26 protein-coding genes and 1 pseudogene are annotated in these 25,760 nt (G+C 65.7%); 11 read left to right on the top strand and 16 right to left on the bottom strand.

The window, feature by feature from the left end:
• Position 1 precedes the first annotated feature (1 nt).
• From R3280_RS08200 to R3280_RS08190, 3 genes are all read left to right on the top strand, one after another.
• Positions 2-508 carry a hypothetical protein gene (locus tag R3280_RS08200; RefSeq protein ID WP_318998108.1) on the top strand — a complete coding sequence of 169 codons (507 nt, stop codon included), beginning with the start codon at positions 2-4 and terminating at the stop codon, positions 506-508.
• A gap of 78 nt (positions 509-586) precedes the next feature.
• Complete coding sequence (locus R3280_RS08195) at positions 587-1,243, top strand: class I SAM-dependent methyltransferase (RefSeq protein WP_318998107.1); 657 nt, start codon at positions 587-589, stop codon at positions 1,241-1,243.
• Positions 1,244-1,316: 73 nt separating this feature from the next.
• A complete protein-coding gene (locus R3280_RS08190) occupies positions 1,317-1,883 on the top strand; it encodes a DUF2845 domain-containing protein (protein WP_318998106.1) in 567 nt (188 codons plus the stop codon).
• Between the two features lie 8 nt (positions 1,884-1,891).
• Here the strand turns inward: R3280_RS08190 and R3280_RS08185 are convergent, their stop codons facing one another.
• The 3 genes from R3280_RS08185 to R3280_RS08175 all read right to left on the bottom strand — a co-directional run bounded on the left by R3280_RS08185 (position 1,892) and on the right by R3280_RS08175 (position 6,017).
• On the bottom strand, positions 1,892-3,892 hold the full coding sequence (locus R3280_RS08185; RefSeq protein ID WP_318998105.1) for a methyl-accepting chemotaxis protein: 2,001 nt from the start codon (positions 3,890-3,892) through the stop codon (positions 1,892-1,894).
• Positions 3,893-3,968: 76 nt separating this feature from the next.
• Positions 3,969-4,934, bottom strand: coding sequence for a hypothetical protein (locus tag R3280_RS08180; RefSeq protein WP_318998104.1), 966 nt, complete (start codon positions 4,932-4,934; stop codon positions 3,969-3,971).
• 324 nt (positions 4,935-5,258) lie between these two features.
• The gene (locus R3280_RS08175) at positions 5,259-6,017 is read right to left on the bottom strand and encodes a TIGR01458 family HAD-type hydrolase (RefSeq protein ID WP_318998103.1); all 759 of its coding nucleotides are present in this window, start codon (positions 6,015-6,017) and stop codon (positions 5,259-5,261) included.
• A 205-nt stretch (positions 6,018-6,222) separates the two neighbouring features.
• Between R3280_RS08175 and R3280_RS08170 the strand changes: the two genes are divergently transcribed.
• Positions 6,223-6,921, top strand: a complete 699-nt coding sequence (locus tag R3280_RS08170; RefSeq protein ID WP_318998102.1) for an OmpW/AlkL family protein — start codon at positions 6,223-6,225, stop codon at positions 6,919-6,921.
• A 67-nt stretch (positions 6,922-6,988) separates the two neighbouring features.
• On the opposite strand, the gene R3280_RS08165 is transcribed toward R3280_RS08170, so the two are convergent.
• The 4 genes from R3280_RS08165 to R3280_RS08150 form a co-directional block, all read right to left on the bottom strand.
• On the bottom strand, positions 6,989-8,299 hold the full coding sequence (locus R3280_RS08165) for a DEAD/DEAH box helicase (RefSeq protein WP_318998101.1): 1,311 nt from the start codon (positions 8,297-8,299) through the stop codon (positions 6,989-6,991).
• Between the two features lie 281 nt (positions 8,300-8,580).
• Positions 8,581-9,870, bottom strand: coding sequence for a GspE/PulE family protein (locus tag R3280_RS08160; protein WP_318998100.1), 1,290 nt, complete (start codon positions 9,868-9,870; stop codon positions 8,581-8,583).
• A gap of 29 nt (positions 9,871-9,899) precedes the next feature.
• Positions 9,900-10,655: a substrate-binding periplasmic protein gene (locus tag R3280_RS08155; protein WP_318998099.1), complete on the bottom strand. Its 756-nt coding sequence runs from the start codon at positions 10,653-10,655 to the stop codon at positions 9,900-9,902.
• Positions 10,656-10,749: 94 nt separating this feature from the next.
• Positions 10,750-12,474 carry a L,D-transpeptidase family protein gene (locus R3280_RS08150; RefSeq protein WP_318998098.1) on the bottom strand — a complete coding sequence of 575 codons (1,725 nt, stop codon included), beginning with the start codon at positions 12,472-12,474 and terminating at the stop codon, positions 10,750-10,752.
• A 202-nt stretch (positions 12,475-12,676) separates the two neighbouring features.
• On the opposite strand from R3280_RS08150, the gene R3280_RS08145 reads away from it, so the two are divergent.
• Positions 12,677-13,519, top strand: a complete 843-nt coding sequence (locus R3280_RS08145; protein ID WP_318998097.1) for a phosphohydrolase — start codon at positions 12,677-12,679, stop codon at positions 13,517-13,519.
• A gap of 119 nt (positions 13,520-13,638) precedes the next feature.
• Positions 13,639-14,934 (top strand): MFS transporter, encoded by a 1,296-nt coding sequence (locus tag R3280_RS08140; protein ID WP_318998096.1) that lies wholly within the window; start codon positions 13,639-13,641, stop codon positions 14,932-14,934.
• Between the two features lie 6 nt (positions 14,935-14,940).
• Here R3280_RS08140 and R3280_RS08135 read toward each other — a convergent pair whose 3' ends face one another.
• The 6 genes from R3280_RS08135 to R3280_RS08110 form a co-directional block, all read right to left on the bottom strand.
• Positions 14,941-15,426 (bottom strand): hypothetical protein, encoded by a 486-nt coding sequence (locus R3280_RS08135; protein ID WP_318998095.1) that lies wholly within the window; start codon positions 15,424-15,426, stop codon positions 14,941-14,943.
• 35 nt (positions 15,427-15,461) lie between these two features.
• Positions 15,462-16,679, bottom strand: a complete 1,218-nt coding sequence (locus tag R3280_RS08130) for a serine hydrolase domain-containing protein (RefSeq protein WP_318998094.1) — start codon at positions 16,677-16,679, stop codon at positions 15,462-15,464.
• Between the two features lie 40 nt (positions 16,680-16,719).
• Complete coding sequence (locus R3280_RS08125) at positions 16,720-16,932, bottom strand: acetyltransferase (RefSeq protein ID WP_318998093.1); 213 nt, start codon at positions 16,930-16,932, stop codon at positions 16,720-16,722.
• Positions 16,933-17,010: 78 nt separating this feature from the next.
• Positions 17,011-17,883 carry a hypothetical protein gene (locus R3280_RS08120; protein ID WP_318998092.1) on the bottom strand — a complete coding sequence of 291 codons (873 nt, stop codon included), beginning with the start codon at positions 17,881-17,883 and terminating at the stop codon, positions 17,011-17,013.
• A 5-nt stretch (positions 17,884-17,888) separates the two neighbouring features.
• Entirely contained in the window at positions 17,889-18,491 is a 603-nt protein-coding gene (locus R3280_RS08115; protein ID WP_318998091.1) for a glutathione S-transferase family protein, read from the bottom strand.
• 48 nt (positions 18,492-18,539) lie between these two features.
• Positions 18,540-19,142, bottom strand: coding sequence for a type II CAAX endopeptidase family protein (locus R3280_RS08110; protein ID WP_318998090.1), 603 nt, complete (start codon positions 19,140-19,142; stop codon positions 18,540-18,542).
• Positions 19,143-19,310: 168 nt separating this feature from the next.
• On the opposite strand from R3280_RS08110, the gene msrB reads away from it, so the two are divergent.
• Positions 19,311-19,859 (top strand): peptide-methionine (R)-S-oxide reductase MsrB, encoded by a 549-nt coding sequence (gene msrB, locus R3280_RS08105; protein ID WP_318998089.1) that lies wholly within the window; start codon positions 19,311-19,313, stop codon positions 19,857-19,859.
• A 10-nt stretch (positions 19,860-19,869) separates the two neighbouring features.
• Here the strand turns inward: msrB and R3280_RS08100 are convergent, their stop codons facing one another.
• The gene (locus R3280_RS08100; RefSeq protein WP_318998088.1) at positions 19,870-20,481 is read right to left on the bottom strand and encodes a cation transporter; all 612 of its coding nucleotides are present in this window, start codon (positions 20,479-20,481) and stop codon (positions 19,870-19,872) included.
• Positions 20,482-20,588: 107 nt separating this feature from the next.
• Here R3280_RS08100 and R3280_RS08095 point away from each other — a divergent pair, with 107 nt between their 5' ends.
• Positions 20,589-20,864 carry a hypothetical protein gene (locus R3280_RS08095; protein WP_318998087.1) on the top strand — a complete coding sequence of 92 codons (276 nt, stop codon included), beginning with the start codon at positions 20,589-20,591 and terminating at the stop codon, positions 20,862-20,864.
• Between the two features lie 17 nt (positions 20,865-20,881).
• Here the strand turns inward: R3280_RS08095 and R3280_RS08090 are convergent, their stop codons facing one another.
• Entirely contained in the window at positions 20,882-21,613 is a 732-nt protein-coding gene (locus tag R3280_RS08090) for an MBL fold metallo-hydrolase (protein ID WP_318998086.1), read from the bottom strand.
• 157 nt (positions 21,614-21,770) lie between these two features.
• Here R3280_RS08090 and R3280_RS08085 point away from each other — a divergent pair, with 157 nt between their 5' ends.
• The 3 genes from R3280_RS08085 (at position 21,771) to R3280_RS08075 (ending at position 25,415) form a co-directional block, all read left to right on the top strand.
• Positions 21,771-22,916, top strand: coding sequence for a mechanosensitive ion channel family protein (locus R3280_RS08085; protein ID WP_318998085.1), 1,146 nt, complete (start codon positions 21,771-21,773; stop codon positions 22,914-22,916).
• A 91-nt stretch (positions 22,917-23,007) separates the two neighbouring features.
• Positions 23,008-25,014: a hypothetical protein gene (locus tag R3280_RS08080; RefSeq protein ID WP_318998084.1), complete on the top strand. Its 2,007-nt coding sequence runs from the start codon at positions 23,008-23,010 to the stop codon at positions 25,012-25,014.
• Positions 25,011-25,415: a putative toxin-antitoxin system toxin component, PIN family gene (locus R3280_RS08075; RefSeq protein ID WP_318998083.1), complete on the top strand. Its 405-nt coding sequence runs from the start codon at positions 25,011-25,013 to the stop codon at positions 25,413-25,415. The genes R3280_RS08080 and R3280_RS08075 overlap by 4 nt, the downstream gene beginning before the upstream one ends.
• Here the strand turns inward: R3280_RS08075 and R3280_RS08070 are convergent.
• Positions 25,410-25,760: pseudogene (locus R3280_RS08070) on the bottom strand (MBL fold metallo-hydrolase); the annotation flags it as partial. The gene R3280_RS08075 and the pseudogene R3280_RS08070 overlap by 6 nt on opposite strands.

Raw genomic sequence — 25,760 nt, 5'->3', positions numbered from 1 at the left:
CATGAAGCAGATACTTACCTTCCTTGGTTGCCTGGCCATAGCCTCTATTGCCGGCTGTGCGCAGGCGAGCCAGACCCTCACAGCGGTCTATTCCGGCATGAAATTTCAGGCACCCCCCTCTCCCGTTATTGTGGGGTCACTGGGTCAGAACAACGACATCCTGCTGATGAAGTACTCCAGGAGGTCTGGCCAGCAATACATCAGCTTCACTGTGGAAAATGGTCTGGATACCGGGGGCTGTGAGTTGGCTGACTTCTTCGAAGCAGTCATGAGCATGAAGCCGGACCAGGACTGCGAAGAAGCGGCGGTAGCGTCTTTCCGGGAGGTGGTTGCCCATGGCACGGAATTCGGCAGCTGGAAAGACGAGCTGCGGGATTACTACTATTTCCTTTCCGACCAGAAGCCGTCTTTTGTGTTTTTCACCTCAGATAACGGCAACCTGATCAAGCTTGAGTCCGACTTTCTCGATGCAGCCGGTTTCCGGACCCTGCTTGGGGAAACGCTGTAGCAGACAGACTTGGCTATATTATGAACAGAACTGAACATTAGCCGGGACGTATAGCGGCCAGCTGAGGAAGGGAAGTCCATGGATTCGTCGGTCAGATTCTGGAATCGCAACGCGGAACGCTACGCCAGACGGCCGATTGCAGACCAGGGCGCCTATGCGAAAAAGATTGCGCTCACTCAGCAATACCTCAGCGCCGACATGGAGGTGCTGGAATTCGGTTGCGGTACCGGCGGCACAGCGCTGCAGCACGCACCCAAAGTCCGCCACTACCTTGCCACCGACGTATCTGACCGGATGATCGAAATCGCGGGAAGAAGATCGGCGGAGGCAGCCATTGCCAACGTGGATTTCCGGGTTGCCAGCCTCGATGAGCTCTACCGGCAACAGCAACGCTTCGATGCCGTGCTGGGTTTGAGCATTCTCCATCTGCTGCGTGATCCGGACGCCGCCATCCGGCAGGTTTTCAGCCTGCTGAAACCCGGCGGTGTGTTTATCAGCAACACCGTCTGCCTCAGGGACACCTACCCCTTCCTCAAACCGGTCGCCGTGCTGGCCCGATTGCTGCGCATCGCGCCGTTCGTGAAATTCCTGTCCCGCACGGAACTGGAGGCCAGCCTGGAGGGCGCAGGATTCGAAATCCAGCACCGGTGGGTACCGAAAACCTCGAAAGAGGTCTATTTCCTCATTGCCACCAAACCGGGGCGACGTCAGCAGTCGGACCAGGTCGAGGGATAGGGCGGTCCGAACCGCGCCCTGGCGTCACAAACCCGGTCTTGAACCGGACCCCAAACCGGCGCAAAGTCAGAACATGACGACAGCTCTGCGGACTCTGACCCTGATTGCCCTACTCGCTGTGACCCAAGCCGGTCATGGCACGCTGCGCTGCGGCAGTTCCCTGGTCAGCGACGGTGCCTGGCCCTATGAGGTGGAGGAGAGTTGCGGGGCGCCGGACTATATCGCCGCCTACCCCACTGCGACCCTGCCGGGCCTGGGCGTGATCCAGACCGAAGAGCACTGGTACTACAACCCGGGACCGCAGCGTTTTATCCGCCGGGTGATCTTCCGCAACGGCAAATTGGTGCGGGTGGACGACCAGGGCTACGGTTTCCATGTCCCCGAATCCCCCAGTTGCGACCCGGGCACCCTGCGGCACGCCAGAACCGAATACGAGCTCATTGCCCGTTGCGGCGAGCCCGCCTCCAAGCGGTTGGAGTGGCAGACGCCCGCCACCAACAGCTACCCCCAACACGGCTATGCCCTGCAGCCGGTGCTGATCCAGCAGTGGCTGTATGACTTCGCCAGCAACCAGTTCCGCCAGGTGGTGACCCTGCGCAACGGCCGGGTGGTGGACATCGAGTCGCGGCCCGACAGCTGAGTTTCGCCTCAGTCCACCTGAAAGCGACGCACCAGGGTACTCATCTCGCCAGCCATGCCCGCCAGTGACTGGCCGGACTGGTTGACCTGGGCGATATCCCCGCTCAGGTCGTCGATGGCACTGCTACTGGCCTCGACGTTGCGGGTCATCTCGGCGGCCGTGGCCCGCTGCTGTTCGGTGGCGCTGGCCACCTGGGTGGTCATGTCCGCGATGCGATTGACGGCGTCGAGGATCTCCGCCAGGGCGGCGCCGGATTTGCCGGCCTGCTCGCTGGCTTCCTTCGCCCCCTGGCGCGCCCTGCTCATGTCCACCACGGCGCCCGCGGCCTCCTGCTGCAGGCTGGAGACAATGCGCTCGATATCCACGGTGGAATCCTGTACCCGTTTCGCCAGGCCCCGCACCTCATCGGCCACCACCGAGAAGCCGCGACCGGCGTCGCCCGCCCGGGCCGCCTCGATGGCGGCGTTAAGGGCCAGCAGGTTGGTTTGCTCGGCGATACTCTGGATCACCGCCAGCACCTTGCCGATTTCGCCGGACTCCTGTTCCAGGCGCTGGATCCGCTGGGCTGCCTCCTGCACCTGCTCCGCCAGCCGGGCCACCGAGTCCACGGCCTTGCTCACAGTCACCTGTCCGGTTTCGGCCAGCTGGGCGGCGTGGCGGGCGGACTCGTCGGTGTCACTGGTGTTGGAGGCGATCTCGTCGGAGGTGGAGCCCATCTCCTGCATGGCGGCGGCCACCTGGGTAATCTGCTCCCGCTGGTGCTCGGAGTTGGTGGAGGTCCTACCGGTAATGGCGGACAGCGACTCGGATTCGCGGTTGAGCTTGCCGGAAGCGGTGGCGATGCCGGCGATGATGTCCTGCAGGGTGGCCAGGAACTGGTTGACCGCCGCGATGAAATCGCCGATTTCATCGGCGCGGCCCGGTGCCAGGCGGGTCTCCACATTGCCCCGGTTGTTCCCGATGTCCCGCAGATAGCCGAGAATGCCCTCCCGGGCCCGCTTCACGCTCCCGGCCATGGCCCGGCTCATCAGCACCGACACCAACAGCCCCAGCACCACCGAGACGGCGAAGGCCACCAGGGTCAGGCGCAAGGCGGTGTCGGTTTCCGCACCGGCCTCCTCGGCCACCGACTCCAGGGCGGCAAACACCTGCTCCTCGAAGCCCCTCGCCAGCGCGGTGATCTCGGGCCCGAGGCCGTCGAGCTGCTGGTTCTTGGTGCGTTTCATGGCGCTCTGCTGGACCAGCAGTTCGTTGACGGCGACCTGGTATTGCCCGAGGGCTTCGAAAGCGGCGTCCAGGTACTGGCGGATGAAGTCCGGCACGGCATCCCGGTCCAGGAACTCCAGCGCCACCGAGACATCCTCCATGGCGTACTTGAGCGCAGCCTCGGAGTCGTCGGTGCCGTCGGCAAAATAGCGCTGGGTCGCCACACGCATTAGCAGGGTATCGTTGATCAGCTGCTCCAGGGCGACCCGCAGCGGGCTGTCCGGCGCCCGGTTGGTGATACCGTCGATGGCCCGGCGCAGGGCCTCGGAGGCGGCCGGACCGTACTCGTCCAGTTGCTCCGCGACAATGCGCTGGACCTGCTGTTTGGCGGGCACCAGCTCGTCCCTGAAGATGCGGGCGTACTGCAGGGTGGCCTGCTCAATCTGGTCGACCTGTCTTACCCTGTCCGGTGCCTGGAGATTGCTCCGGGCACGCTCCAGCTCCGCCAGAAGTTCGGATTCCAGCTGCTGGAACCGGGCCAGGATGTCCTCGTTGCCGGTCTGGTAGTAATCGAAGGCCTGCAGCCGCAATTGGTAGAGTTTGACCAGAACCTCGGTGGCCACCGCGGTCTCCGGCGCCAGCTCCGTGGCCACGGTTTCCATGCGCTGATCCAGGTTCTGGAACTCCCGCACGCTGTAGAAGGTGACCAGGCCAAACAGCAGCAGGATGAACACCGGCGCAATCAGCAGCTTGCCACTGACCCCGAGCCTGCGTTCGACGGATTGAAACGGTGTGTCAGCCACTCAAGATCCCCTTAATGATGCTCGTTACTCACTTGACGACCGCCGGCGGCGTTTCTGGAGAAGCCGCCGCATGAATCTACTCGAAAAAAATGGCCTGACTGGCAATCAGCACTGACAGATCCAGATTCCAGTGATCCAGCCCGCTACGGCTGTAGACGTAATGGCCACTGAGTGATTTCAGCTGGGGAATCTGCCCGGGGCGTACCCCATTGAGGATGAGTGTGGCCAGCCGGGCCGCGGTGAGGCCCTCCTGGTAGGCGGAGATGGTGAAGCCGCCGATGCTCTGCTCCTCACCGACAAAAATGTCCCAGAACGAGAACAGCGGCAGCTGGGATCGGTAGAAGGCTTCTTTCAGCAGTTCCCGGGGTTCGGCGTACCGGCCGTCCTGATGGCGGATGGTGTGGTGGGTGCCCAGTACCACGGCGTCGTAGGTTTCATGGGCCGCCAGCACCGTTTCCAGCCAGGTGTCCCGGTCGTTGGTCAGGACGATGTCCAGGCTGGAGCCGTAGATGGTGGCCTCGCGCTTGTCGCCAAAGTACTCGGTGACCGCATTGCGCATGGTGGGCGAGTCGTCCATCAGCACCAGGAAGCGCTCTTTCTGGCGCAGCACCTTGCGCAGGTGGCGGATGCTCTCGGCGAAGAAAGGTCGCTCCAGGATACCGGTCACCAGGGGATGGGTCAGGGTCGGATGCTGCGCCGGCCCGCCGTTTACCCCGAGAAACACCACCGGAACCTGCCGCGCCACCAGATGGTCCGCCATCAGGGAGAAGGCATTGTCATCGCCGAGGATGGCCACATCGGGATCGAGGCCGGCAATGGCCTGCTGGACCTCCGCCACCTTCTGTGGCCACTCCGGCTTTGCCAGGCGCTTGGTGTCCAGTTCGAACACGTGGATGTCGTGCTTGTCGTCCAGTACGGAGCGCACCGCTTCGATGTAGTCCGCATCCCACTTGTAGTCCAGGTGGTAGCTCTGGACGATGACGACGGTTTTGGCGAAACACAGGGGGCTTGCCAGCAGAAGAGCCAGGAGGAGAAAGCGCATGGTTGTTCCTTATTATTATCCGAGCCGGGTTGAAAAACAGAATGCTTAATGTCTTGTTCTTCAGGCAGTTTTTATCGTTATGTCGGATTGCGATACAGAAACCGTGCCAATTGGCCAAGCTGCTGTTTTCAGGTGGGTTTGGTCTCGCGGGGTTGGAAAAAGCGGGGAATTGCCGTCGTGGATGTCCGAGTCGCAGGACGTTTTCCGGAATCCGGCGCGCCAGCTGTCTGTAAAGCTGGACACTCTGTCCGGTAATCCATACAGGTCAGCCCCAGCAACAGCGGTATGGATTCGGCCAGCACGCGGATGGCGCGGCCTCGGGCGCTAGAACCAGTGGGATACCACGGCGGCGAAATCGTCGAAGATTTCGGCGTCCAGTTCTTCGGCCCGATCCCTGTCATCGTCCTGACATTTGCCGGTTCTCACCAGCGCCGCCGCCAATCCGGCCTTGCGGGCACCGCCGATGTCCGCCTCCACATCGTCGCCGATCATCAGGCAGTCCTCCGGCGCCACGCCCATGCTGTCGCAGGCCTCCCGGAACATGGCCTCGCCGGGCTTGCCGATGACGGTGGCCTCCACGCCGGCGGCGTACTCCAGGGCGCGGATGAAGGGGCCGGCGTCCAGGTGCAGGCCGTCGGACTGCTTGAAGTAACGGTTCATGCCCACCGCCAGCAGCGGTGCGCCGTCCATCAGCAGGCCAAAGGCCTGATCCAGCCGTTGATAGTCGAAACGCTTGCCGGCGTCACAGACCACCACCGCGTCGGCTTCCTCCGCCGATACCGCATCGAATTCCTCCTCGATGTCCGGATGCACCAGCAGCCAGGGTTTCAGCTTGCGCGCCTTCAAGTGACGCGCCACCGCCGCCGGCGCCGTCAGCACTTCCTCCGCCCTGGCCTCGAAACCCAGCTCCCGGAGCTGATCAACCACGGCCCGAGAGGGCTTGCGGGAGGTGTTGGTGAGAAAACGGCAGGGCACGTCGGCGTCCCGCACTTTGGCAAGGGCATCCCGGGCGCCGCTGACTACCTCACCATCTTCGTGGAGGACACCGGAAATGTCGATACAGAGGGCTTTTGGGACTGGCATGGCGTTCTGGGCTCCTGGGATTCGTCGGTATCTTCGGGGGCCGGGCAACAGCCTTTACCTATCAATATCCGGTTCCCTTGAGCTAAATCAACTCCCCACCTGGTCCGGGCCTCCGTCCGGTCCCCGGTTTGCGCTGGATCAAAAGCGCTTCCCGACAAATCGTTAGGCTCTGAGCATTCCTCTTAATCCGGTCAAGGAGATTGCCATGCCCCGTTCATTCCGTTTCAGCCTGCTGGCCGCTTCCGTGCTTGCGGCACCGCTTGCCAATGCCTACGACGCCGGTGACCTGGTGCTGCGCGCCGGGGTGGCGGCGGTGGATCCACAGGATTCCAGCAACAGCGTACGGGTGGGCGATACCGTGCTGACAGGCTGGGAAGTCAACGTCGACTCCAACCGCCAGCTCGGGCTCACCGCCAGTTACCTGCTTACCGACCACATCGGTGTGGGCCTGCTGGCGGCGACGCCCTTCAAGCACAACATTCGCGGTGACGGTGCCGCCCTCGCCGGTGCCGGCAAACTGGCGGAGACCAAGCACCTGCCGCCCACCCTCACCCTGCAGTACTACCCGCTGGCCGCCGGCAGCCGCTTCCAGCCCTACGCCGGCCTAGGGGTCAACTACACCCTCTTCTTCGAGGAGCGCACCACCCCGACCCTGACCGGCGCCCTGGGTGCCGCCAGCACCACCATCGAGCTGGACGACAGCGTCGGCGTGGCGGCGGAGCTGGGCCTGGACGTGGCGCTGGATGACCGCTTCGGCATCAACGCCGCCATCTGGTGGGTGGACATCGACACCGAGGCCACCATCCGTGCCTTTGACGGCGCCGGTGATCTGGCCGCCACCGGCACGGTGGATGTGGAGATCGACCCGCTGGTGTACATGGTGGGCTTCAGCTACCGCTTCTGAGCCTGGATCGCAGGCATAAAAAAACCGCCATCCTTGCCGGGATGGCGGTTTTTTATTGGGCGACGGGTCAGGCGGTTTCGCGACGACCGGCCGGCCGACGGGACTGACCGTTGCCGGCGTTGCCGCCGCTACGGGCCTGGCCGCCACCGTTGCCACCACGGCCACGGCCGGGACCATTGCCGCCACCGCTGCGACCTCGGCCGCCGGCGCCTGGCCGGGGGCCGTTCTTGGGCCGCGTGGTGATCTCGACACTGGGCTCGAAACCGGCCAGGGTCTTGCGGGGCAGCTCCTGCCTGATCAGCCGCTCTATGCCCGCCAGCAGCTTGCCTTCGTCGGCGCTCACCAGCGACAGGGCGTGACCGCTCTCACCGGCACGACCGGTACGGCCGATACGGTGAACGTAGTCTTCCGGTACGTTGGGCAGCTCGAAGTTGACCACCTGGGGCAACTGCTTGATGTCCAGACCACGGGCCGCAATGTCGGTGGCCACCAGGACACGGATATCGCCCTGTTTGAAATCCTGCAGGGCCCGGGTACGGGCACCCTGGGACTTGTTGCCATGGATGGCGGCGGCGGTGATGCCGTCCTTCTCCAGCTTCTGGGTCAGGCGGTTGGCGCCATGCTTGGTGCGGGTGAACACCAGTACCTGCTGCCAGTCGTTGTGCTTGACCAGCTGGCTCAGCAGCGCTGACTTCTGGTTCTGGTCCACCGGGTAGACGGACTGCTCGACCCGGTCGGCGGTGGCGTTACGGGCGGCCACTTCCACCTGCACCGGGTTGGTCAGCAGGCCTTCCGCCAGCTTGCGGATCTCGCCGGAGAAGGTGGCGGAGAACAGCAGGTTCTGGCGCTTGGCCGGCAGCAACGCCAGGATCTTGCGGATGTCGCGGATGAAACCCATGTCCAGCATGCGGTCGGCTTCATCCAGCACCAGGGTCTCGACGCCGTCAAAGCGCACGGCGCCCTGCTGGTGCAGGTCCATCAGGCGGCCGGGTGTGGCCACCAGCACGTCCACGCCGCGGCGCAGCTTGGCGATCTGGGGGTTGATCTTGACGCCGCCAAAGACCACCGCCGAGGTGGTAGGCATGTACTTGCTGTAAAGCTCGACACTGGCGCCCACCTGGGCGGCCAGCTCCCGCGTCGGGGTGAGGATCAGGACACGGATGCCCTTGCCCTGGCGGGGTGTTTCCGCCAGACGCTGCAGCAGCGGCAGGGTAAAGCCTGCTGTCTTGCCGGTGCCGGTCTGGGCGGCGGCCATAACGTCCTGTCCGGACAGCACGGCGGGAATCGCTTTCTCCTGGATCGGAGACGGTGAGGTGTAACCCTGGTCGGCGGTGGCACGAACCAGCTTCTCGGAAAGGCCGAGTGAGGAAAAATCCATAAAGTAAAATCTCTTGCGGTCCCTGCCCAGATCCGGATGTCCGCGACGGGTAGAACCGTGAAAAAGTCATGCGACTGTAAAAACGACTGCGTACGCGCGATCTTGCTGGCGCCGCCCTCTGAAAGGTCGTATCGGATGGGGTCGTGAGGTCGGCCGGAGCCGGTCAGTCACGAAATCCTTCGAGGTAGGAACAGGAAGGACAATAACAGACTGACCGGCAAATAACGACCTTTATTGGTACATCTGCGCATAAGTGCGGCGTTTGCCAGCACATCCGGTTATCAGGAAGCCGGCCTGACCGACTTGTAGCCCGGCAGCAGGGTACCGGTGCGCAGCAGCTCCCGCAGGGTGGTGATGCCCTCCTCCACCTTGGCCAGGCCGTCGTCCAGCATCAGCGGGTAGCCTCGCTGGATGAGGGCGTGACGCAGGGCGTGCTCGTCCTCATGGCGCAGGATCAGGGCGTAGTCCTCCTCGCTGGGCTGCCACACCTCGAAGATGCCGGTACGGCCCCGGAAGCCCAGGCCGTCACACTCGGGGCAGCCCTGGGCCGCCCAGGTGCGATTCGGCACATCGCGGCCGCAATCCTCCAGCCACTGGCGCTCGATGTCGTCGGGCTCCCGCTCGGTGCGGCATTCCGGGCAGAGTTTGCGCACCAGCCGCTGGGCCGCCACCAGGCCCAGGTTGGCGGCGATCTCGTAGTCGTCCAGCCCCAGGTTGCGCAGCGCGGTGACGGTACCCACCGCGTCCCGGCTGTGGAGGGTGCCCATCAGGGCCCGGCCACTGGTGGCCACGCTGACGGCGGCCTGGGCCGAGGGCACGTCGCGGATCTCGCCGATCAGAACGTAGTCCGGGTCCAGCCGCAGCATGGCCTGGGTTCCGGTGGCAAAGGTGAGGTCGTGGCGGGGGTCCACCTGGATCTGGTTGATGCCCGGCACCTCGTACTCCACCGGGTCCTCCAGGGTGATGACGTGGCTGTCGCTGAGCTTGAGTTCGTGCAGCAGGGCATAGAGGGTGGTGGTCTTGCCGCTGCCGGTGGGCCCGGCCACCAGGAACATGCCGCCGGTAGCGTCCATCCAGCGCCGGATCCATTCCACGCCGTGGCCCGGCACCCCCAGTTTCTGGACATCGTGCACGCCTTCCGGCGGCGACAGCACGCGGATGGCCAGCTTGTCGCCGGACACGCAGGGCACCGCGGTGATCCGCAGGTCCAGGTCAACGTCATCCAGGGTGTAGGCGAAGCTGCCTTCGCTGCAGCGCACCGAGGGGATGGGGTCCAGGCTGGCCAGGGCCTTGAACTGGTTGCCGAGGCGCAGGCCCTGCTCGGGGGTGATTTCCATGGCGTCCACCACCATGCCGTCGATGCGCAGGCGGATGCGATGATGATCGGGAAAGGGGTCCAGGTGCAGGTCGGTGGCCCGGGCCTGCATGGCGTCCGCCAGCAGGGCGTGGGCTTCCAGGGTTTCCTCGGTGGCCTCGTCGTCGGCGTCTTCCACCAGGTGGCGGTAGCCGGTCAGCAGGTGTTCCCGGACATGCCGCTCGAAGCGACGTTCAGCCTGGTTACTGCGACTCATCGCGGACTCCTTTTCAAAGGTGTATCCACTCAGTGTAGCAAAGCAGGGTCCGATGCCGAGGTGGGGCATTCGCCCTCGCGCTTGTAGGCCGCCAGGGTCTCCGAGAACATCTGCACCAGCAGGGGCGACGCCTGGGCGGCAAACGCCAGGTAGACCGGGCCGCCGCTGAGGGCGGTATCCGAGGCGGCGATCTTCTCCTGCAGGCCCAACTGTTCCAGACGGGTCTCACCCACCAGGCGGTTGGCCAGGAGTACATCCACCCGTCCCAGTCGGACCATCCTCAGGCCGCTGGCGATGTCCGGTACCCTGACCCGCTCAAAAAAGTCGGCCTCGCGGATCTGCTGCGAGTAGCTGTAGCCCGCCGACACCCCCACCTGCAGGCCCGCCAGGGACTGCACATTGTCGATGTCCAGATCCCGGTCGGCGGCATGGAAGGCCACGGTTTCACTGTTGTACAGGGGTTCGGCGGGGAACTGGAAGGACCGTGAGCGCTCGGGGGTGTAACCGATGCCGAGTATGGCGTCTTTCTGACCCTGACGGACCTGGCTCAGGGCCCGCTTCCAGGGCACGAAGTCGAGTTTCGCGGTGATGCCCAGGCAGGCCAGGGCTTCGCTTGCGGTCTGCCACAACACACCTGCGGGGCTGCCGTTCTGCTGCTCCACCAGCGGCGGCCAGGCTTCGGTGACCATATCGATCCGGGCCTTGGCCAACGCCGACAGGCTCAGGCTGATGGCCACAATGGCAAGCCCGGTACGCCAAAACCCGCGGCAATTCTGTGTCGGCATAACTCCCTTCCTGTCCGGCCCAAGCTCTTGCCCCCTGCCTGGGTGTCGGGGAATCCGGTCATCCTAACACCGTTTTACACGCCAGGCCCTGGCCTCAGGGATTCTCCGCCACCACCGCCGGCATCGGGTTCAGGGGTGTGCGCAGGGCCAGCAGCAGGCGATCGTCGCGCTGGTAGATGTCCTTGCGGAAGTGGAGATGGCCGGCTTCATCCACCCAGGCGGTCCAGTATTCCAGATGCACCGGTACCGGTTTTTTCAGGGTCACGGTGGTGAGTTTTTTCGAGTCCACTAATTGCTGGATACGCTCCGGTGTCCAGGCCGGATCGTCCGCCAGCAGGATGGCGGCCAGGGTCAGCGGGTCCTCCACCCGGATACAGCCGGAGCTGAACGAGCGCTCGGTCTGGCTGAACAGGTCCCGCGCCGGTGTGTCGTGCAGGTAGACATCGAACTTGTTGGGAAACATGAACTTGACCTGGCCCAGCGCGTTCTCCGGCCCCGGCTCCTGCACCAGCTGGTAGGGAAAATTGCGCGGCGTGAGGGCGGTCCAGTCGATGCTCAGCGGGTCAACCACCTGACGGTCGGCACCCCAGCCATCATAGACGGTGAAGCCCAGCCGATTCAGGTAATCCGGGTCGGCGATGATCTCAGGCAGCTTGTCCTGCACCATCAACTTGCGGGGCACGGTCCAGGTGGGATTGAACACCAGGTAACGGATCTGGTCGCTGAATACCGGGGTGCGACGGTAGGGCCGGCCCACGATCACCCGCTTGCGAAGACGTTCTTCGCCATTGGCCATGACCCGCATTTCAAAGCCGGCGATGTTGACCATGACGTGGGTGTCCCCCAGCTGGTCCGGCAGCCAGCGCCAGCGCTCCAGGTTCAGGTCCACTTGCTGCAGGCGCCGGCCCGGCGACACATTCAGCGCCGACAGGGTGTCACGTCCCACCACGGCATCGTCCTCCAGGCCGTGGCGGGCCTGGAAGCGGCGCACGGACGCCTGCAGGGCCTCGTCATAGAGCCGGGCGTCCGCAGTCTCGGGCAATACCGCGGGCAGACCGGTAAGGTCCTCGGCCACCGGGTCCACCGCCAGCTCGGCGGTGTCTTCACTGACGGCCTCCGGGGGCAGGTCACCCAGCGCCACCAGGCGCTGGCGCAGCGCGGGTACGCGGTCGTCCACCATGCCGGGCTTCAGCGCCGGGCCAGCGGGCAAGGGTGACCAGTCCAGGGTCAGCAGGGGCAGCAGGCTGGCGCGTGCCGCCAGCAGGGCGGCATAGCCGGCCTGGGCCGGCCGCAGGGCAGCCAGCTGCGAGGTCAGGTCGGCGCTGGCGAGCGCTTCGGTCAGTACCGGCGCCATCAGGCGCTGGCGGCGATTGGCCAGCCACTCGGCGTCGATGGATTCCGGGTTGACCTTGCCTTCCAGCAGGTGCGAAGCCAGCATCAGGAAGCTGTCGGACAGCAGCAGGTCCAGGTCCACCCGCTCGGTGGGCTGCAGACTCTCCAGGGGCTGCTCCAGCAGATCCCGCAATGGCGCGACATGGTAATCGTTGGGCTCCAGCCCGTCTTCGGCCGCGCGCGCGATGGCGGCCACCATCTGCCGGCGGTGGTCGGCACTGTCCCAGGCGGGGGTGTAGGCGCGCTCATGGTAGAAGTTGAACAGTGCTTCGCGCGCCATCAGCGGCTCACCAAACGCGGTGACCGGGTGGCCCTGGTTGAGCGCTTCCAGGCGTTGCCGGAGTTCCTCGCTGGCCAACAGCGCAGACGACCAGAGCGTCAGACCCAGTGCCAGGAAAGTGGAAACGGAAACCGTGCGGAACGCCATGCAAATACTCCAACGTCAACAATGGAAATTCCTATTCTACTGTAGTTTAAAGCAGCCCATCAGGTTTCGGCAGAGGCGCCTTCACCGCCGGCCTAGGGAAATACCGAAGGCCCGCCCCGGACTGTTCCCCGGCAACGATTGCCCCTACACTGCCGGCAACCGGAAATAATGGCCTGATGACGGGCCCATGACGGAGACCAGCATGATCAGCCCGACCCTGTGCATCTACCACGGCAACTGCGCCGACGGCTTTGGCGCCGCCTGGGCCATACGCCGCCGATTCGGCGACCAGGTGCGCTTCTTCCCCGGCGCCCACGGTCGGCCTGCCCCAGAGTGCGCCGGCGAAGACGTGCTGCTGGTGGATTTCGCCTACCCCAGGGCGCAACTGGAGGCGATGGCGGACAGCGCCCGCTCGGTGACCGTGCTGGATCACCACAAGACCGCCGAAAACGACCTCAGGCCCCTGCTGGCCTCCGGCCGCATCCAGGGCGAATTCGACATGGAGCGCTCCGGCGCCGCCATGGCCTGGGACTGGTGCTTCCCGGGCGAAGACCGGCCCCGGCTGATCCAGCACATCCAGGACCGGGATCTGTGGCAGTTCCGGGTGCCGGGCACCCGCGAGATCACCGCGGTGCTGTTCTCCCACGAGCAGGTGTTCGAGATCTGGGACAGCCTTGCCTCAGCGCTGGAAGACCCTGCCGGCCGGGAGCAGCTGATGACCATCGGCGCGGCCCTGGAGCGCAAGCACCGCAAGGACGTGGCGGACCTGATCCGGGCCACCGGCCGCACCATGGTGATCGGTGGCGAGACGGTACCGGTGGCCAACATCCCCTACATGTTCGTGTCCGAGGCCGGCAGCCGCATGTCCGAGGGCCAACCCTTCGCAGCCTGTTACTTCGACACGCCCCACGGGCGCAAGTTCAGCCTGCGCTCCCAGCCGGACGGCCGGGATGTCAGCGTCATCGCCGAGTCCTACGGTGGCGGCGGCCACCCCCGCGCCGCCGGTTTCATCAAGCCCATCGGCTGGGAAGGCGACCCGGCCTGACGACCCCTTGAAGTGATCCTATCCCGTCAGCACATCTAGTACTGACGTCGCGCCCCGGCCCCAGGCCCCTATGGCAGCGTACGGGGCGCATCTGAGCTGTCTGGAAACCGGGAGCCCTGATGACACGCACCGCACTGACCCTGTCCTCGCTGATCGTGAGCATCATCCTGCTGATCAGCGGCAACGCCTACCTGATGACCCTGCTGGGTCTGCGCCTGAGTATCGAGGAATTCAGTACCACCACCATCGGCCTGATCCTGGTGTTCTACTCGGTGGGTTTCGTACTGGGCACACTCTACGCCGGTCGCATCATACAGCGGGTCGGCCACATACGCGCCTTTGCGGTATTTGGCGCAGTGCTGGCGGCCTCGGTGCTGATCTACCCAATGGCGGTGGAGGCCGGCCTCTGGGGCGGCCTGCGGGCGCTGGCGGGGTTTGTCATGGCGGGCCTGATGATCGTCATGGAGAGTTGGTTCTCCAGCAAGGCCACCAACGAGAACCGGGCCACCCTGTTCGCGGTCTACCAGGTGGTGTTCTTCCTCTCCACCGCCGGCGGCCAGGTGCTGATCCGGGTGGCCGATCCGGCCGGCTTCGTGGCCTTCTCGCTGGTGGCCATCCTGATCATGCTGGCGGTGGTGCCGCTGTCGCTGACCCGGCGGGAGTCGCCCTCGGTGGGGGAGCACCAGCGCATGTCGCTGATGAATCTCTATCGGGTATCGCCGGTGGGGACCCTGGGCGCCCTGGTGGCGGGCCTGCTGATCAGCGCCTTCTACACCATGGGGCCGGTCTACGGTAACCGCATTGGCCTGGATGTGGGCGCCCTGTCCAACTTCATGGCTTCGGCCATCGTTGCCGCCATGATCCTGGCCTGGCCGGTAGGCCTGCTGTGCGACCGCTTCGACCGCTACCGGGTGATGCTGGTGGCCGCCAGTGTGGCGGCGGTGTGCAGCCTGATCGCGGCCTTCCTCGGGTCTTTCAATATCTACGTTCTGGTGCTGTTCGTGGGGCTCTACATGGGCATCAGCGCCACCCTCTACCCCATTGCCGTGGCCATCTCCAACGACCTGATGGAGAGCCACCAGGTCACCGCCGCAAGTACGGCGCTTTTGCTGAGCTACGGCATTGGCAGCATCGTCGGCCCGCTGGTGAGTTCCGGCTTCATGGCGGTACTGGGTCCCATGGGCCTGTTCGTCAGCAACGCGGTGATCCTGGGACTGCTGATCGGCTTCATGGTGCTGCGGCCGGTGCACGTGCCGCTCGAGAAGCAGGAACACTTTGTCACCATGACGCCGGAAGCCGCCCTGGGGATGGCCGAGCTGGACCCACGCAACCCGGATTTCGACGCCAACCATGGTGGCGAGGCGCGGGAGACCGGGTCGGCAGGCAAGACCGGAGAGACCGGCCGCGACAGCTGATCGCGGTCACTTCTCCCCGTCGATAGCCTTCTGAACGTCTTTCTCGGCGGTTTTCCAGGCGTCCGCCATGCTGTTGAAGGCCTCGTTGAAGCCCTCCTTCATGGACTCCCAGGTGAACTCGGAGCTGTCCTGCATGCGCTGGTACCAGTCAGCCACCCGCGCCCGCTCACGGCGCAGTGCCCCCAATGAGGAGCGGGCGTGGGCGCGGGCGACCTTGTCCATCTGCTGCCAGTCTTCGCTAATCCGGGTCTCCAGCGCCTCGATACGGGCATCGATGTCGCTGAGGGTAGCCTCGATGTCCTTTGTAAGCTCCTTGCGGCGCTCCTCGGTGAAATCCTGCAGTTCCTGCTGGAGATCCTGCACTTCCTGACGGATAGATTCCACCGAGGCCTTGCTGTCATCCTCGGCGCCATGGCTGATAACCGCGAACAGCAGCAGTGCCACCATGGCAGCGCCGAGCCGGAATCTGAGGGAATGTCGTACAGTACTCACAGTACTACCTCCTGTAGGCGTCAATTGAAAAGTTGTCAGTCCACCAGGGCGCCGTTGACGATGGCGCGCAGCTCCTGGCGCAGTGGATAGGACGATGACGGAATCAGCTGGGTCATGAAAATCATCACCAGTTCCTCCACCGGGTCAATCATGAAATGGGTGCTGGCCAGGCCGCCCCAGCCGTACTCCCCTTCCGAGCCGTTGATCTGGGACTTGGCCACATCGGTCTTGACCGAGAAACCCAGGCCAAAGCCCGTGCCGGCGTAAGGGGTCTCACTGAAGGAGCCCACCGACAGCGACGGCAGGTCCTGGTTACCGGGCAGGTGGTTGCGGCGCATGAACTCCAGGGTCTTGCGGCCGATGATGCGCCGGCCCTGGTACTCGCCGCCCTGGCACAGGGCCTGGGCGAAGTGGAAGTAATCGTCGATGGTGGACACCAGGCCGCCGCCACCGGACAGGTAGCTGCCCTCGCGGCGGAAGTGGGAGTGCTCCGGGTCGTCCTGCAGCTTCATGCGGTCACCGGGCGCGTACTGGTAGCAGGCGGCAAAACGCTCAGCCTGCAGGTTGCTGACGTGAAAGCCGGTATCCACCATCTCCAGGGGCTCGAAAATGTTCTCCCGCAGGTACTCATCGAACGGCTGGTCCGCCAGCAGCTGCACCAGGTAGCCCAGCACATCGGTGCCTACCGAGTAGTTCCAGGCGGTGCCGGGGTTGAACTCCAGCGGCAGCTCCGCCAGCCGCTCCACCAGGGTGTCCAGGGTCAGGTCCTTGCTGCCGTCCAGCTGCAGCTCGCGGTAGGCGGCGTCCAGGTTGGTGCGGCTCATGAAACCGTAGGTCAGCCCGGACATGTGGGTGAACAGGTCCCGCACCGTCATGATGCTGGTGGCCGGTTCGGTCATGAAATTCGGGTAGACACCGGCCTTGAACACCCGCCGGTTCTTCCAGGACGGAATGTACCTGTGCACCGGATCGTCCAGCAGGAAGCGGCCCTGCTCGTAGAGCTGCATCATGGCGATGGAGGTGATGGGCTTGGTCATCGAATAGATGCGGAACAGGGTGTCGCGGCTCACCGGTTTGCCCCGCTCCACATCCATCATGCCCTGGGCGGTGACGCTGGCGATCTCGCCGCGCCGGGCTACCAGGGTCAGGGCCCCGGGCAGCTTGCCGGGCTGGATATAGTGGCGGTCGAGGTGGGTTTCGATCCGCTCCAGCCGGTCCAGGGCAAGGCCGGCGATCTGTCGGGTGTCTGGCATCTTGCTGGGTTACCCCTTGATCAGTATCAAACGTCGGCGCTCAGCTGCGGCGCCGGTAATCCGGGTCGGTCCAGCACTGGGGCAGCGCCTCGCCGGAGGGAAAGCTCAGTTCGGACTTGGCGAAAAGCTCTGGATCCTGGGCCTCCTCACCGTAGTGAAGACTGCCCCGCACCGTGGCTTCCAGCGGGTCGAACAGGGCATGAATGTCCTGAATCTCGATAACGTGTCCGGTGGATTTGTCGGCCAATAACATGGGGCGCCTCCGGTCGGGTACGAATGAATCAGACCATCAGCTTAACAAGCCCGGGCGGCGAGGAACATTGCCACCGCCTTACGGTTGCCTTTCGGTGCCTTGGTAGACCCAGTTGGTGACCCCGTTGTCGCAGACCACGAGCTGGCGCTTGATGGGCGTACAGGCATCGATATCATCCGGCAGGCGGCTGTGCAGCCGGGCCGGCACCGCCTTGGTGAGCTTGTCCTGCCGGAGGTACTGGAAGGTGGCCTCCATGCGCTCGGTGAAGTCCACCCCCTGGTCCCGATGGCGGAAATAACTTCGGTAGAACTGGCTGAAGCTCATGGTGGCGCCGCCCAGGCCAATGTCCAGCATGCGCTGCAGGTAGTGATCGTAGGCGTCGGAGAGATAGCGCCGCAGCGCCGGCCCATCGGCGGGGTCCCCCTGAAACGCCGGCAGATCCAGTCGCTGGCTGTCCGCCAGGGCGTCGGGCGCCAGCGCCCGGTTTGGCAGGTTGTCCACCAGTTCCAGGCGCCGGTCCGGGCACTGGATCACCTCCCCCAGCAACTCGCAGTCCGCCAGAGCCGGAGCGGTGACTGCGGTTTGTTGTTCAGCCTGGCGCGTCGCCGCCGGCGGTGCCTCTGGGCGCTGGCGGGGTGCGTCGGGCCTGGCTGGTGTAGCGGGCCTGGCCTCGGGCGCGTCAGGCAGTTCCAGTCCGGCCCGCTGCGCCGGGCGCTTCAGCAACAGCGCCTGCACCCGGGGCGTGTTGCGCCGGAAATCCTCGAACGCCGGCAGGCCGGCGCCGTGACCCTCATTGACCAGGCGGCAGTAGAGCCGCTCGTAGTCCGTCCGTGCCATGGCCGAGCAGTCTCGGGCGGCAGCGGGGCCGGTTAACAGGGCGAACACCAGGCCGGCCAGCAGCAGGGCCGCGAGCGCTTTGCCCGGATACGCCAAGCCGGCGCCAGAGGTCATAGCGGTTACTCGAACGCGGTCTGGGTGAAGCTGTCGCGGCCCAGCACCGGGTCGGCCCAGGTGGCCAGGGCCGGGTGTTTGTCCCGCCAGGCCAGTTCCGGCAGGCGGAAATCCAGGTAGTCCAGCGCCACCGCCAGCACGATGTGGCCCAGGTTCAGGGGCATTTCCATCACCGGCCGGTCCACGCCGTGGGCCAGTTCCGCCAGCAGACGGCGCATCGCCACCAGCCGGCGCTGGCCCAGCACGGTGTCGTCGGACTTGAGGCCTTCATGCTTGCGGCCGATCACGGTGTTGAAGGCAGCGTCGGCCAGGGCCTGGCCACGGCCGGCCAGGGCCAGCACCCGGGCCCGCTCCGGCGCCGGCACCAGGCGGTTGCTGGCGCCCTGTTCATCCAGGTAGAGAGCAATCAGCAGGCTTTCGGACAGGGCCTCGCCGTCGTCGGTGGTGAGCACCGGGATGCGGCTGGCGGGGTTGACCGCAATCAGCTCTTCGCGGTTTGCCCAGGGGTCCACCCACTCCAGCTCGACCCGGTCCAGCAGGCCCTTCTCCACGGCGACGATCCGTGCCACCCGGGCGTAGGGAGAGGTCTGGTTCAGGTACAGTTGCATGCGTTTCATCCCTTAAAGCGTGTTTCGAAAAGTGGCTTTGGCCGGTGGTTACAAACGGGTTGCGGCCGTGTCCTCGATGCCCAGCCAGTGCGGGAAGCGGGCCAGCAGCACCAGCGCCACCAGGTCGTAGGCCGCGTGCCAGATGATCACCAGCAGCAGGCTGTCGGTGGCAGCGTAGGCCAGGCCCAGCAGCAGCCCAAGCGCCGTGGCCATGATGAAATAGGCCAGCGACAGGCAGTGCACCAGGCCGAACAGCAGGGCCGTGGCGATGATGCCCGGCAGCGAACCCAGCAGTTCCACCAGACCGGTCTGCAGGAAGCCGCGGAACAGCACCTCCTCGCCGATCCCCGCCGCCAGCGACAGCAAGGCCAGCGCCGGCAGGGAAAAGCCCCGGGCAAAGCCGTGCAGGTCCTGCACATGACGGCGCAGGCTGTCCTGGAAAAACCTGGGCAGCCTGGCCACGCCGGCCAGCACCACCAGGGTCAGCAGGCCCGCCAGCACACCCAGCACCACCGCCTCCCCATAGGACAGCCCCGACATGGGCACCTGCAGGCTGAACAGCCAGATGCCCGCCAGCCCCACCAGGGCCAGGGACAACTCGAACATCAGGGCTGGAGCCAGGGTGATCTTGCGCAGGCGGTTGGCGGACATGGCTCCTTGGGCTCGGTGCTGAGGGTCGAATGGGCCCAGTGACGGACCGGGTTCCGCCAGCATAGCGGCAGGGCCGAAAGCCCGGCAACCCCGGCGCCGACCCTCGCCCTTGGCGGGAACCTCCACTCCGGTGTTGCTTTTTTGATCACCACCCGCTATCACAGGAGTATGGATACCAAGACAAGCAAACCTCGTCGTCAGTTTCTCAAAGCCCTGTCCGGTGTCGCCCTGCTGGGGCTGGCCGGCACCTCCAGCCTGCCCGGCCGTCTGTGGGCGGCGGAGCAGGGCGCCGGTGCAGGTTCGGGCAAAAGCCCGGATGAAGTGGACTGGAAGAGTCTCACCGAAGAGCAGTGGCGCCAGCGCCTGACCGAAGAGGAATTCGAGATCCTGCGGGAGGAAGGCACCGAGCCTGCGTTCAGCAGCCCGCTTAACGCCGAGACCCGCAAGGGCACCTACATCTGCGCCGGCTGCGCCCTGCCCCTGTTCAGCTCCGAAACCAAGTTCGAGAGCGGCACCGGCTGGCCCAGCTTCTATGAGCCCCTGCCGGACGCGGTAGACACCAAGACCGACTACAAGCTGCTGTTCCCCCGCACCGAGTACCACTGCCGGCGCTGCGGCGGCCACCAGGGCCATGTCTTCGACGACGGCCCCGAGCCCACCGGCAAGCGCTGGTGCAACAACGGCCGGGCGCTGGATTTCCGTCCCGCGGAGGGCTGAGCGGCGGCCCTCAGGCCGCCACCAGCTCCCGCCGGGCGGAGCCGATCACCCGGATACCGGAGCGGAACAGCAGCACCACCAGTGCCGCCGCCACGATCAGATCCGGCCAGGCGGCGCTGGTGAGCCAGACCGCGCCGGCGGCGACGAATACCGAGAGGTTGGTGGCGATGTCGTTGCGGGAGCATTCCCACACCGAACTCATGTTGACGTCCTCCTGGCGGTGGCGCCAGAGCAGCCCCAGGCACACCGAGTTGGCGACCAGCGCCAGCAGACTGAAGGCGCCCATCACCTCGAAGATGGGCGTGGCGGGTTCGGCCAGGCGATAGAGAATCTGGATGGCCACGGCGCTGGCCCCCAGCAGGATCAGCACGCCCTTGAACAGCGCCACCCGGGCTTTCACGGTGGCGCCGCGGGACACCGCGAACAGGCTGAGGGCGTAGGTCAGGGCATCCCCCAGGTTGTCGAAACTGTCGGCGAACAGGGCGCTGGAGCGGCTATAGAGCGCCGCCGCCACAATCACCACGAACATCACCGCATTGATGCCCAAAACCCAGCGAAGGGTGGTCCGTTGCCGGCCCTGCCGGGCGTCCAGGGCGCAATCACTTTCACAACAACCCGCCATCCGGCGCTCTCCTGTCGACCAGTCCTGGCCAAAGTCTACACTGTCTACAGGACCTGCCGTCAGTCCGGCCGGCGGGAAACTGAACGATGCAGCAATAAGGAAGCGCCATGGCTGAACCCATCGAACGCAAATCCGTCGCGGAGCTGGAGAAGCTGCACACCGGCACGCTGATGAAGCGGCGCGAGGCGCTGCTCCAGTGCCCCGAGCCGCCGGAGCCGCTGGAAGGCAACGAAGTGGCCACCGGCAGCGACATCCTCTACAAGAACACGCCGCAGTGGAACCAGGCCTACCGCGACCTCAAAGCGGTGCTGGAAAACCGCGAGCACATGCCCAACAAACAACAGCGCCGGGCCATCCGCCAGGAGCGGGCCCGGAAGAAATAGCCGGCCGCGGACAATCGTCAGCGCAGGATGCGGATCATGCCGTCGTGGGCGATGCCGGCCTTCACGCCACGTTCATCGGCGTATTGCCGCAGCTGGGCACCCAGGGTGCGTTCATCGCCGCCGACGATCTGCTCGCCGCAATGGGTGACGATCATCTCCGCCACCCCCTCCTTCTGGCACCAGGTGAGCTGGGCGCGCACCGGGGTGTGGCCCATCAGGTTGCCGTCCTTGTCCTTGCGCACCAGGCTCTGGTCCAGGGAGGCGCCGTCGCCGATGTAGCAGCGGATACCGTCGAAGGCCTCCGCCCGGTCCTCGATCCAGACCACGTCTGGCACATAGAACACCGTCACCCGGCCCGCCGTAATCCGGTAGCCCACCGCAGGCGCCTTCTGGGAATGAATCACCGGGAAAGCCTCCACCCGGATGCCCTCGATGGTTTCGGGGCGGCGGGGGCGCAAGGTGTGCCGCAGGGACTTTTCGATCGGCCAGTCCGCCATGGTCTGCCAGGACTCTTCCGTGGCCCAGACCGGACAGGGCGCGCCGTCCTGCAGACCAAAGGCGTGGTCGGGGTGGGCGTGGGTGATGATCAGGGCGTGGGGTTTCACCTTCCAGACTTCCCGCCGCCAGTCGGCGCCGCAGTCGATCATCAGCGCCCGGCCACGATAGCCCACCAGGGCGGCGGTGTGGCGCCGGTGCCGGTCGGTGACCGAGTCGATGTAGCCGCGGGTACCCAGGAAGGTGAGTTTCATGGTGGCTCCGCCTCCGGTGCTGATGTTCGTTCGTCCTGCGTCTGTGCCATCGATACCACAAAGCCCCGTTGCGGACAAAGCGCCGAAAACAAGAGCCTGGCCCGTGCCGGAGCCATGAACTAAGTTGAAGACTCCACACCCGTTTGCGGAGCCAGGCATGATCGACAACCTCGAGTCTGCCCTGACGGCGTGGCTGCTGCCCGGCGGCCAGGCGCTGCTGGCGGTACTGGCGACAGCGGTGGTGTACCGCCTGATGCTGGGCCTGGTGCGGCACTTCACCGAGTCCCGCGCCGTGCCCCGCCTGTTCCTGGATGCCGCTGCCCGCGCCCTGGGGGTGTCCATCTGCCTGGTGGTGCTCAACACCATGCTGGCCACGGTGCCGGCCGAGCTGCCCCTGCTGGCCGGCCTCCAGCAAATCGCCGCCCTGCTGCTGATCCTGTCGCTGACCTGGGCGGCGGTGCGCCTCACCTCCGCCATCGGCGATGTGATCGTGCAGCTCAACCCCGTGCTGGAGAACGAATGGAAGCGGGCCCGCAAGGTGGAAACCCAGACCCGCTTTCTGGTCCGGGGCCTCAACATCATCATCGTGATCATGGGTTTCGGCATTGCCCTGATGACCTTCGAGCCGGTGCAGAAACTGGGCGCCAGCCTGCTCGCCTCGGCCGGCATCGGCGGCATCATCCTGGGCTTCGCCGCCCGGCCGGTGCTGGGCAACCTGCTGGCGGGCATGCAGATTGCCCTTACCCAGCCCTTTCGCATCGACGACGTGCTCAACGTGGAGGGCGAATGGTGCTGGGTGGAAGAGGTCACCGCCACCTACGTGGTGCTGCGGGTGTGGGACCTGCGCCGGCTGGTGGTGCCGCTGCAGTGGTTCATCGAGAACCCCTTCCAGAACTGGTCCCGCAACACCGCCGACCTGCTGGGCACGGTCTTCCTGTGGGTGGACTACACCATGCCCATTGCCCCGCTGCGGGAGGAATTCGGCCGGCTGCTGCGGGAGTCCAAACTCTGGGACCGCAAGACCGAAACGGTACAGGTGACCGAGGTGGGCGAGCAGGGCCTGCAGGTGCGTTTCCTCATGGGCGCGCCGGATTCCAGCAAGACCTGGGACCTGCGCTGCGCGGTGCGGGAGGGCCTGGTGACCTTCATGCAGGCCAATTATCCGGAGCACCTGCCGCGCATGCGGGCGCAGCTGATGGACGAGCAGGCCGGCGAGAGCGGCCAGGCGGGTCGCGCCGGTGTTGGCCGGGGCAGTTCGCGCCAAAAGGGCGCACGGCGTTTGCCAGATACCGGCCGCAGCTGACATGCTTAAGAGCTGACGAAGATTGAGGTAGCCGGCGCCCCAGTGCTGTTGTCGCGCCGACGAACCGAGCAACTTCCGGAGCCGGATTGCCATGACTGCTGAGACTACCACTGCCGATCTTGAACGCCTGACCGCGGCCTTTGACCGGGTGCTGGCCGAATACGACAAGCTGGGTTACGGCGACCCCGACCGCCTGCCACCACTGATGTCGCCGGGTTCTCCCCAGATGACCCTGTCCCAGGTGCTGGCCTCCGCCAAGGCGCTGATGAAACTGCCCGGCGGCCTGGACCGGGTCTACGACCGGGTGGACCGGATCGAGCACGCCGGTGTTTTCGCCGACACCGACTGGGCCAAGCCCGACATCCTGCAGCCGGACCTGGCGGTGCGCTCCCTGCGTCAGGGCACCTTCACCGTCACCATGATCGAGGCTCTGAGCGAGATCCGGCTGCTGGCGGTGGCTGCCGGCGACTACTTCCATCCCGGCATGTCGTCGGAGCAGGCCCGCCGCTTCCTGACCCAGGTCATGGCCCTGAACCTGGACCTGCTCTCCGGCACCCTCAGCGAGGCCGACCGGGAGCGGCCCCAGGACATGGGTATGATCGTGCAGGCGCTCTACGTCTACCTGCTGGACCGCCTGGGTTATGAGAGCATCCTCGACAGCCTGGTGGCCGAGGTCTGGCGCCAGCTGGCCCAGCGCCCGGTGCAGACCGACAGCATCAAGAGCATGATCGGCCAGATCGCCAAGGTGCTGCTGGACCCCACCATCGAGACCGGCCCCATGGAGCACGCCCGCACCCTGGTGAGCGCGGTGTTCGGGCCCACCAGCGGCTGCCAGGAGGACCCCGGCCTGGACGTCTACGAGACCCGCCTGGCGGCCATGAGCCGCACCGAGCTGGAAACCGAGGCCAGCGCTTTCGCCGCCGCCATGCACCATACCGGCCTGGTGTCGCCCTACCACCCGGTGTTCCTGCGCCACCTGCGGGGCCGCCACGACGACCTGATCGCCGCCGCCCTGGGCCTGAGCACCACCGGGCTGGACGTGCTGCAGTGCTACCCCGAACTGATCCACAAGCTGATCGACGAGGCGGTATTCCCGGAAACCCCGCGAGCGGTCTATGGCCTGGCCATGATGCTGGAGCGCGGCACCCTGTTCACCCCCACCCTGGCGGCGGGGCTTTGGCGCCAGGTTGCGATTACCCTGTCGGCGGAGGCCAGCGAGAAGCTCACCAGTGTGTTCGGTGACGCCCGGCCGCCCCGGGTATTCCTGCTGGCCGGCGTGATCACCCTGCTGGGGCTGCCGCTGGGCGTGGGCCAGGGCAACAACCCCACCTGCCAGTCGGTGATCGGGCTGTCCATGTGGGCGATGAACGACACCGCCTACCTGCTGCAGCTGCTGACCTGGGCCGCCCGGGACGATGAGGTGCTGATGCGGTTCGAGGGCCAGCAGATCTCCTCCAAGGGCCTGGAGGCGGGCCTGGCCAAGATACCTCCCATCGACGTGGACCCGGTGTCGCTGATCCTGGTGCCCCACCTGGACCGCATCTACATCGAGATGGGCCGGCTCTGCGGCGTTCGCGATGACGACCTCCACCGCTGGATCGACCCGGAGTTCTACGGCTGGTGGGTGGGCCACGGCTTCCGAGTGGTGGCCAATATCCAGACCGGCGACGTGGAGGACTACGAGGGCTTCGTGCGCCACTTCTACGCCTGCTACCACCCCTACTTCAACGGCGGCATGCCGATGATCCACCCCCAGCCGGCGGGCATCGCCGTCACCGACAGCGCCGCCCGCTTCGTGGGCCGCCACGCCATCGCCATCCGCCGGGTCGCGCTGGACCCGGCCGGCGAGATGCGGGTGTACTTCTACAACCCCAACAACGACAGCGGCCAGGACTGGGGCCAGGGCATCTGCTGCGCCATCCAGGGCTCCGGAGAGCGCTTCGGCGAGGCCTCGCTGCCGTTCGCCGAATTCGCCTCGCGGCTCTACGTGTTCCACTACGACACCCTGGAGATGGGTGACCAGAGCGCCGTGCCGGCCCAGGACGTTGAACGGGTGGTGGAGCTGGGGCGCACCAGCTGGGCGGCGGGGCGCTCGTGAGCAAGGACGTGATCCTGGACACCAACGTACTGGTGGCCGCCAGCTTCAACAAGCACAGCGCCTCCGCCCGCATCCTCAACCGGGTGCGCCAGGGCCGGCTGCGCATGGTGTGGAATCGCCAGACCCGGGGTGAGATCGAGCACATCCTGGGCAAGATCCCCGGCCTGTCGCCGAAGGACAGCCGCGCCCTGTTCCGCACCAGCGGCCGCTTCCGCAAGCGCACCCACCCCGGCCGCTTCGGCTACGTACCCGACCCCGCCGACCGCAAGTTCGCCGCCCTGGCGGACGCCAGCGGCGCCACCCTGATCAGCAACGACGACGACCTGCTGCGGGGCCGCAAGAAGGCCCGCGCCACCATCGTGACGCCGGACGAGTTCCTCAAGCGGGAAAGTGCGTCATAGCCGGTTCAGCGGAATCTTGAGGTAACGCACCCCGTTATCCTCCGGCGGCGGCATCTGGCCGGCCCGCACGTTGACCTGTACCGACGGCAGGATCAGCCGCGGCATCTCCAGGGTGGCATCGCGGGCTTCCCGCATCTGCACGAACTCGGCCTCGCTGATGCCCTCACGGACATGGATGTTGTGGCGCTTCTGCTGCGCCACGGTGGTCTCGCAGGCATGCTCACGCCGGTCGCCGGGGTAGTCGTGACAGACAAACATCCGGGTCTCCTCCGGCAGCGCCAGTAGTTTGCGGATGGAGCGGTACAGCCTGCCGGCGTCGCCGCCGGGGAAGTCACAGCGCGCGGT

It is taken from the genome of Marinobacter sp. (genome assembly GCF_033722195.1).
Classification (GTDB): domain Bacteria; phylum Pseudomonadota; class Gammaproteobacteria; order Pseudomonadales; family Oleiphilaceae; genus Marinobacter.
This window is presented reverse-complemented; position numbering and strand designations above follow the sequence as displayed.

Coding starts and splice junctions, on each gene's coding strand:
- R3280_RS08130 (WP_318998094.1), bottom strand. CDS start 16,679: ATGCCAGACACCCGACAGATCGCCGGCCTTGCCCTGGACCGGCTGGAG.
- R3280_RS08180 (WP_318998104.1), bottom strand. CDS start 4,934: ATGCGCTTTCTCCTCCTGGCTCTTCTGCTGGCAAGCCCCCTGTGTTTC.
- R3280_RS08165 (WP_318998101.1), bottom strand. CDS start 8,299: ATGGATTTTTCCTCACTCGGCCTTTCCGAGAAGCTGGTTCGTGCCACC.
- R3280_RS08085 (WP_318998085.1), top strand. CDS start 21,771: ATGATCGACAACCTCGAGTCTGCCCTGACGGCGTGGCTGCTGCCCGGC.
- R3280_RS08125 (WP_318998093.1), bottom strand. CDS start 16,932: ATGTTATTGGCCGACAAATCCACCGGACACGTTATCGAGATTCAGGAC.
- R3280_RS08110 (WP_318998090.1), bottom strand. CDS start 19,142: ATGTCCGCCAACCGCCTGCGCAAGATCACCCTGGCTCCAGCCCTGATG.
- R3280_RS08190 (WP_318998106.1), top strand. CDS start 1,317: ATGACGACAGCTCTGCGGACTCTGACCCTGATTGCCCTACTCGCTGTG.
- R3280_RS08095 (WP_318998087.1), top strand. CDS start 20,589: ATGGCTGAACCCATCGAACGCAAATCCGTCGCGGAGCTGGAGAAGCTG.
- R3280_RS08200 (WP_318998108.1), top strand. CDS start 2: ATGAAGCAGATACTTACCTTCCTTGGTTGCCTGGCCATAGCCTCTATT.
- R3280_RS08175 (WP_318998103.1), bottom strand. CDS start 6,017: ATGCCAGTCCCAAAAGCCCTCTGTATCGACATTTCCGGTGTCCTCCAC.
- R3280_RS08080 (WP_318998084.1), top strand. CDS start 23,008: ATGACTGCTGAGACTACCACTGCCGATCTTGAACGCCTGACCGCGGCC.
- R3280_RS08090 (WP_318998086.1), bottom strand. CDS start 21,613: ATGAAACTCACCTTCCTGGGTACCCGCGGCTACATCGACTCGGTCACC.
- R3280_RS08160 (WP_318998100.1), bottom strand. CDS start 9,870: ATGAGTCGCAGTAACCAGGCTGAACGTCGCTTCGAGCGGCATGTCCGG.
- R3280_RS08100 (WP_318998088.1), bottom strand. CDS start 20,481: ATGGCGGGTTGTTGTGAAAGTGATTGCGCCCTGGACGCCCGGCAGGGC.
- R3280_RS08115 (WP_318998091.1), bottom strand. CDS start 18,491: ATGCAACTGTACCTGAACCAGACCTCTCCCTACGCCCGGGTGGCACGG.
- R3280_RS08140 (WP_318998096.1), top strand. CDS start 13,639: ATGACACGCACCGCACTGACCCTGTCCTCGCTGATCGTGAGCATCATC.
- R3280_RS08170 (WP_318998102.1), top strand. CDS start 6,223: ATGCCCCGTTCATTCCGTTTCAGCCTGCTGGCCGCTTCCGTGCTTGCG.
- R3280_RS08150 (WP_318998098.1), bottom strand. CDS start 12,474: ATGGCGTTCCGCACGGTTTCCGTTTCCACTTTCCTGGCACTGGGTCTG.
- R3280_RS08195 (WP_318998107.1), top strand. CDS start 587: ATGGATTCGTCGGTCAGATTCTGGAATCGCAACGCGGAACGCTACGCC.
- msrB (WP_318998089.1), top strand. CDS start 19,311: ATGGATACCAAGACAAGCAAACCTCGTCGTCAGTTTCTCAAAGCCCTG.
- R3280_RS08120 (WP_318998092.1), bottom strand. CDS start 17,883: ATGACCTCTGGCGCCGGCTTGGCGTATCCGGGCAAAGCGCTCGCGGCC.
- R3280_RS08145 (WP_318998097.1), top strand. CDS start 12,677: ATGATCAGCCCGACCCTGTGCATCTACCACGGCAACTGCGCCGACGGC.
- R3280_RS08155 (WP_318998099.1), bottom strand. CDS start 10,655: ATGCCGACACAGAATTGCCGCGGGTTTTGGCGTACCGGGCTTGCCATT.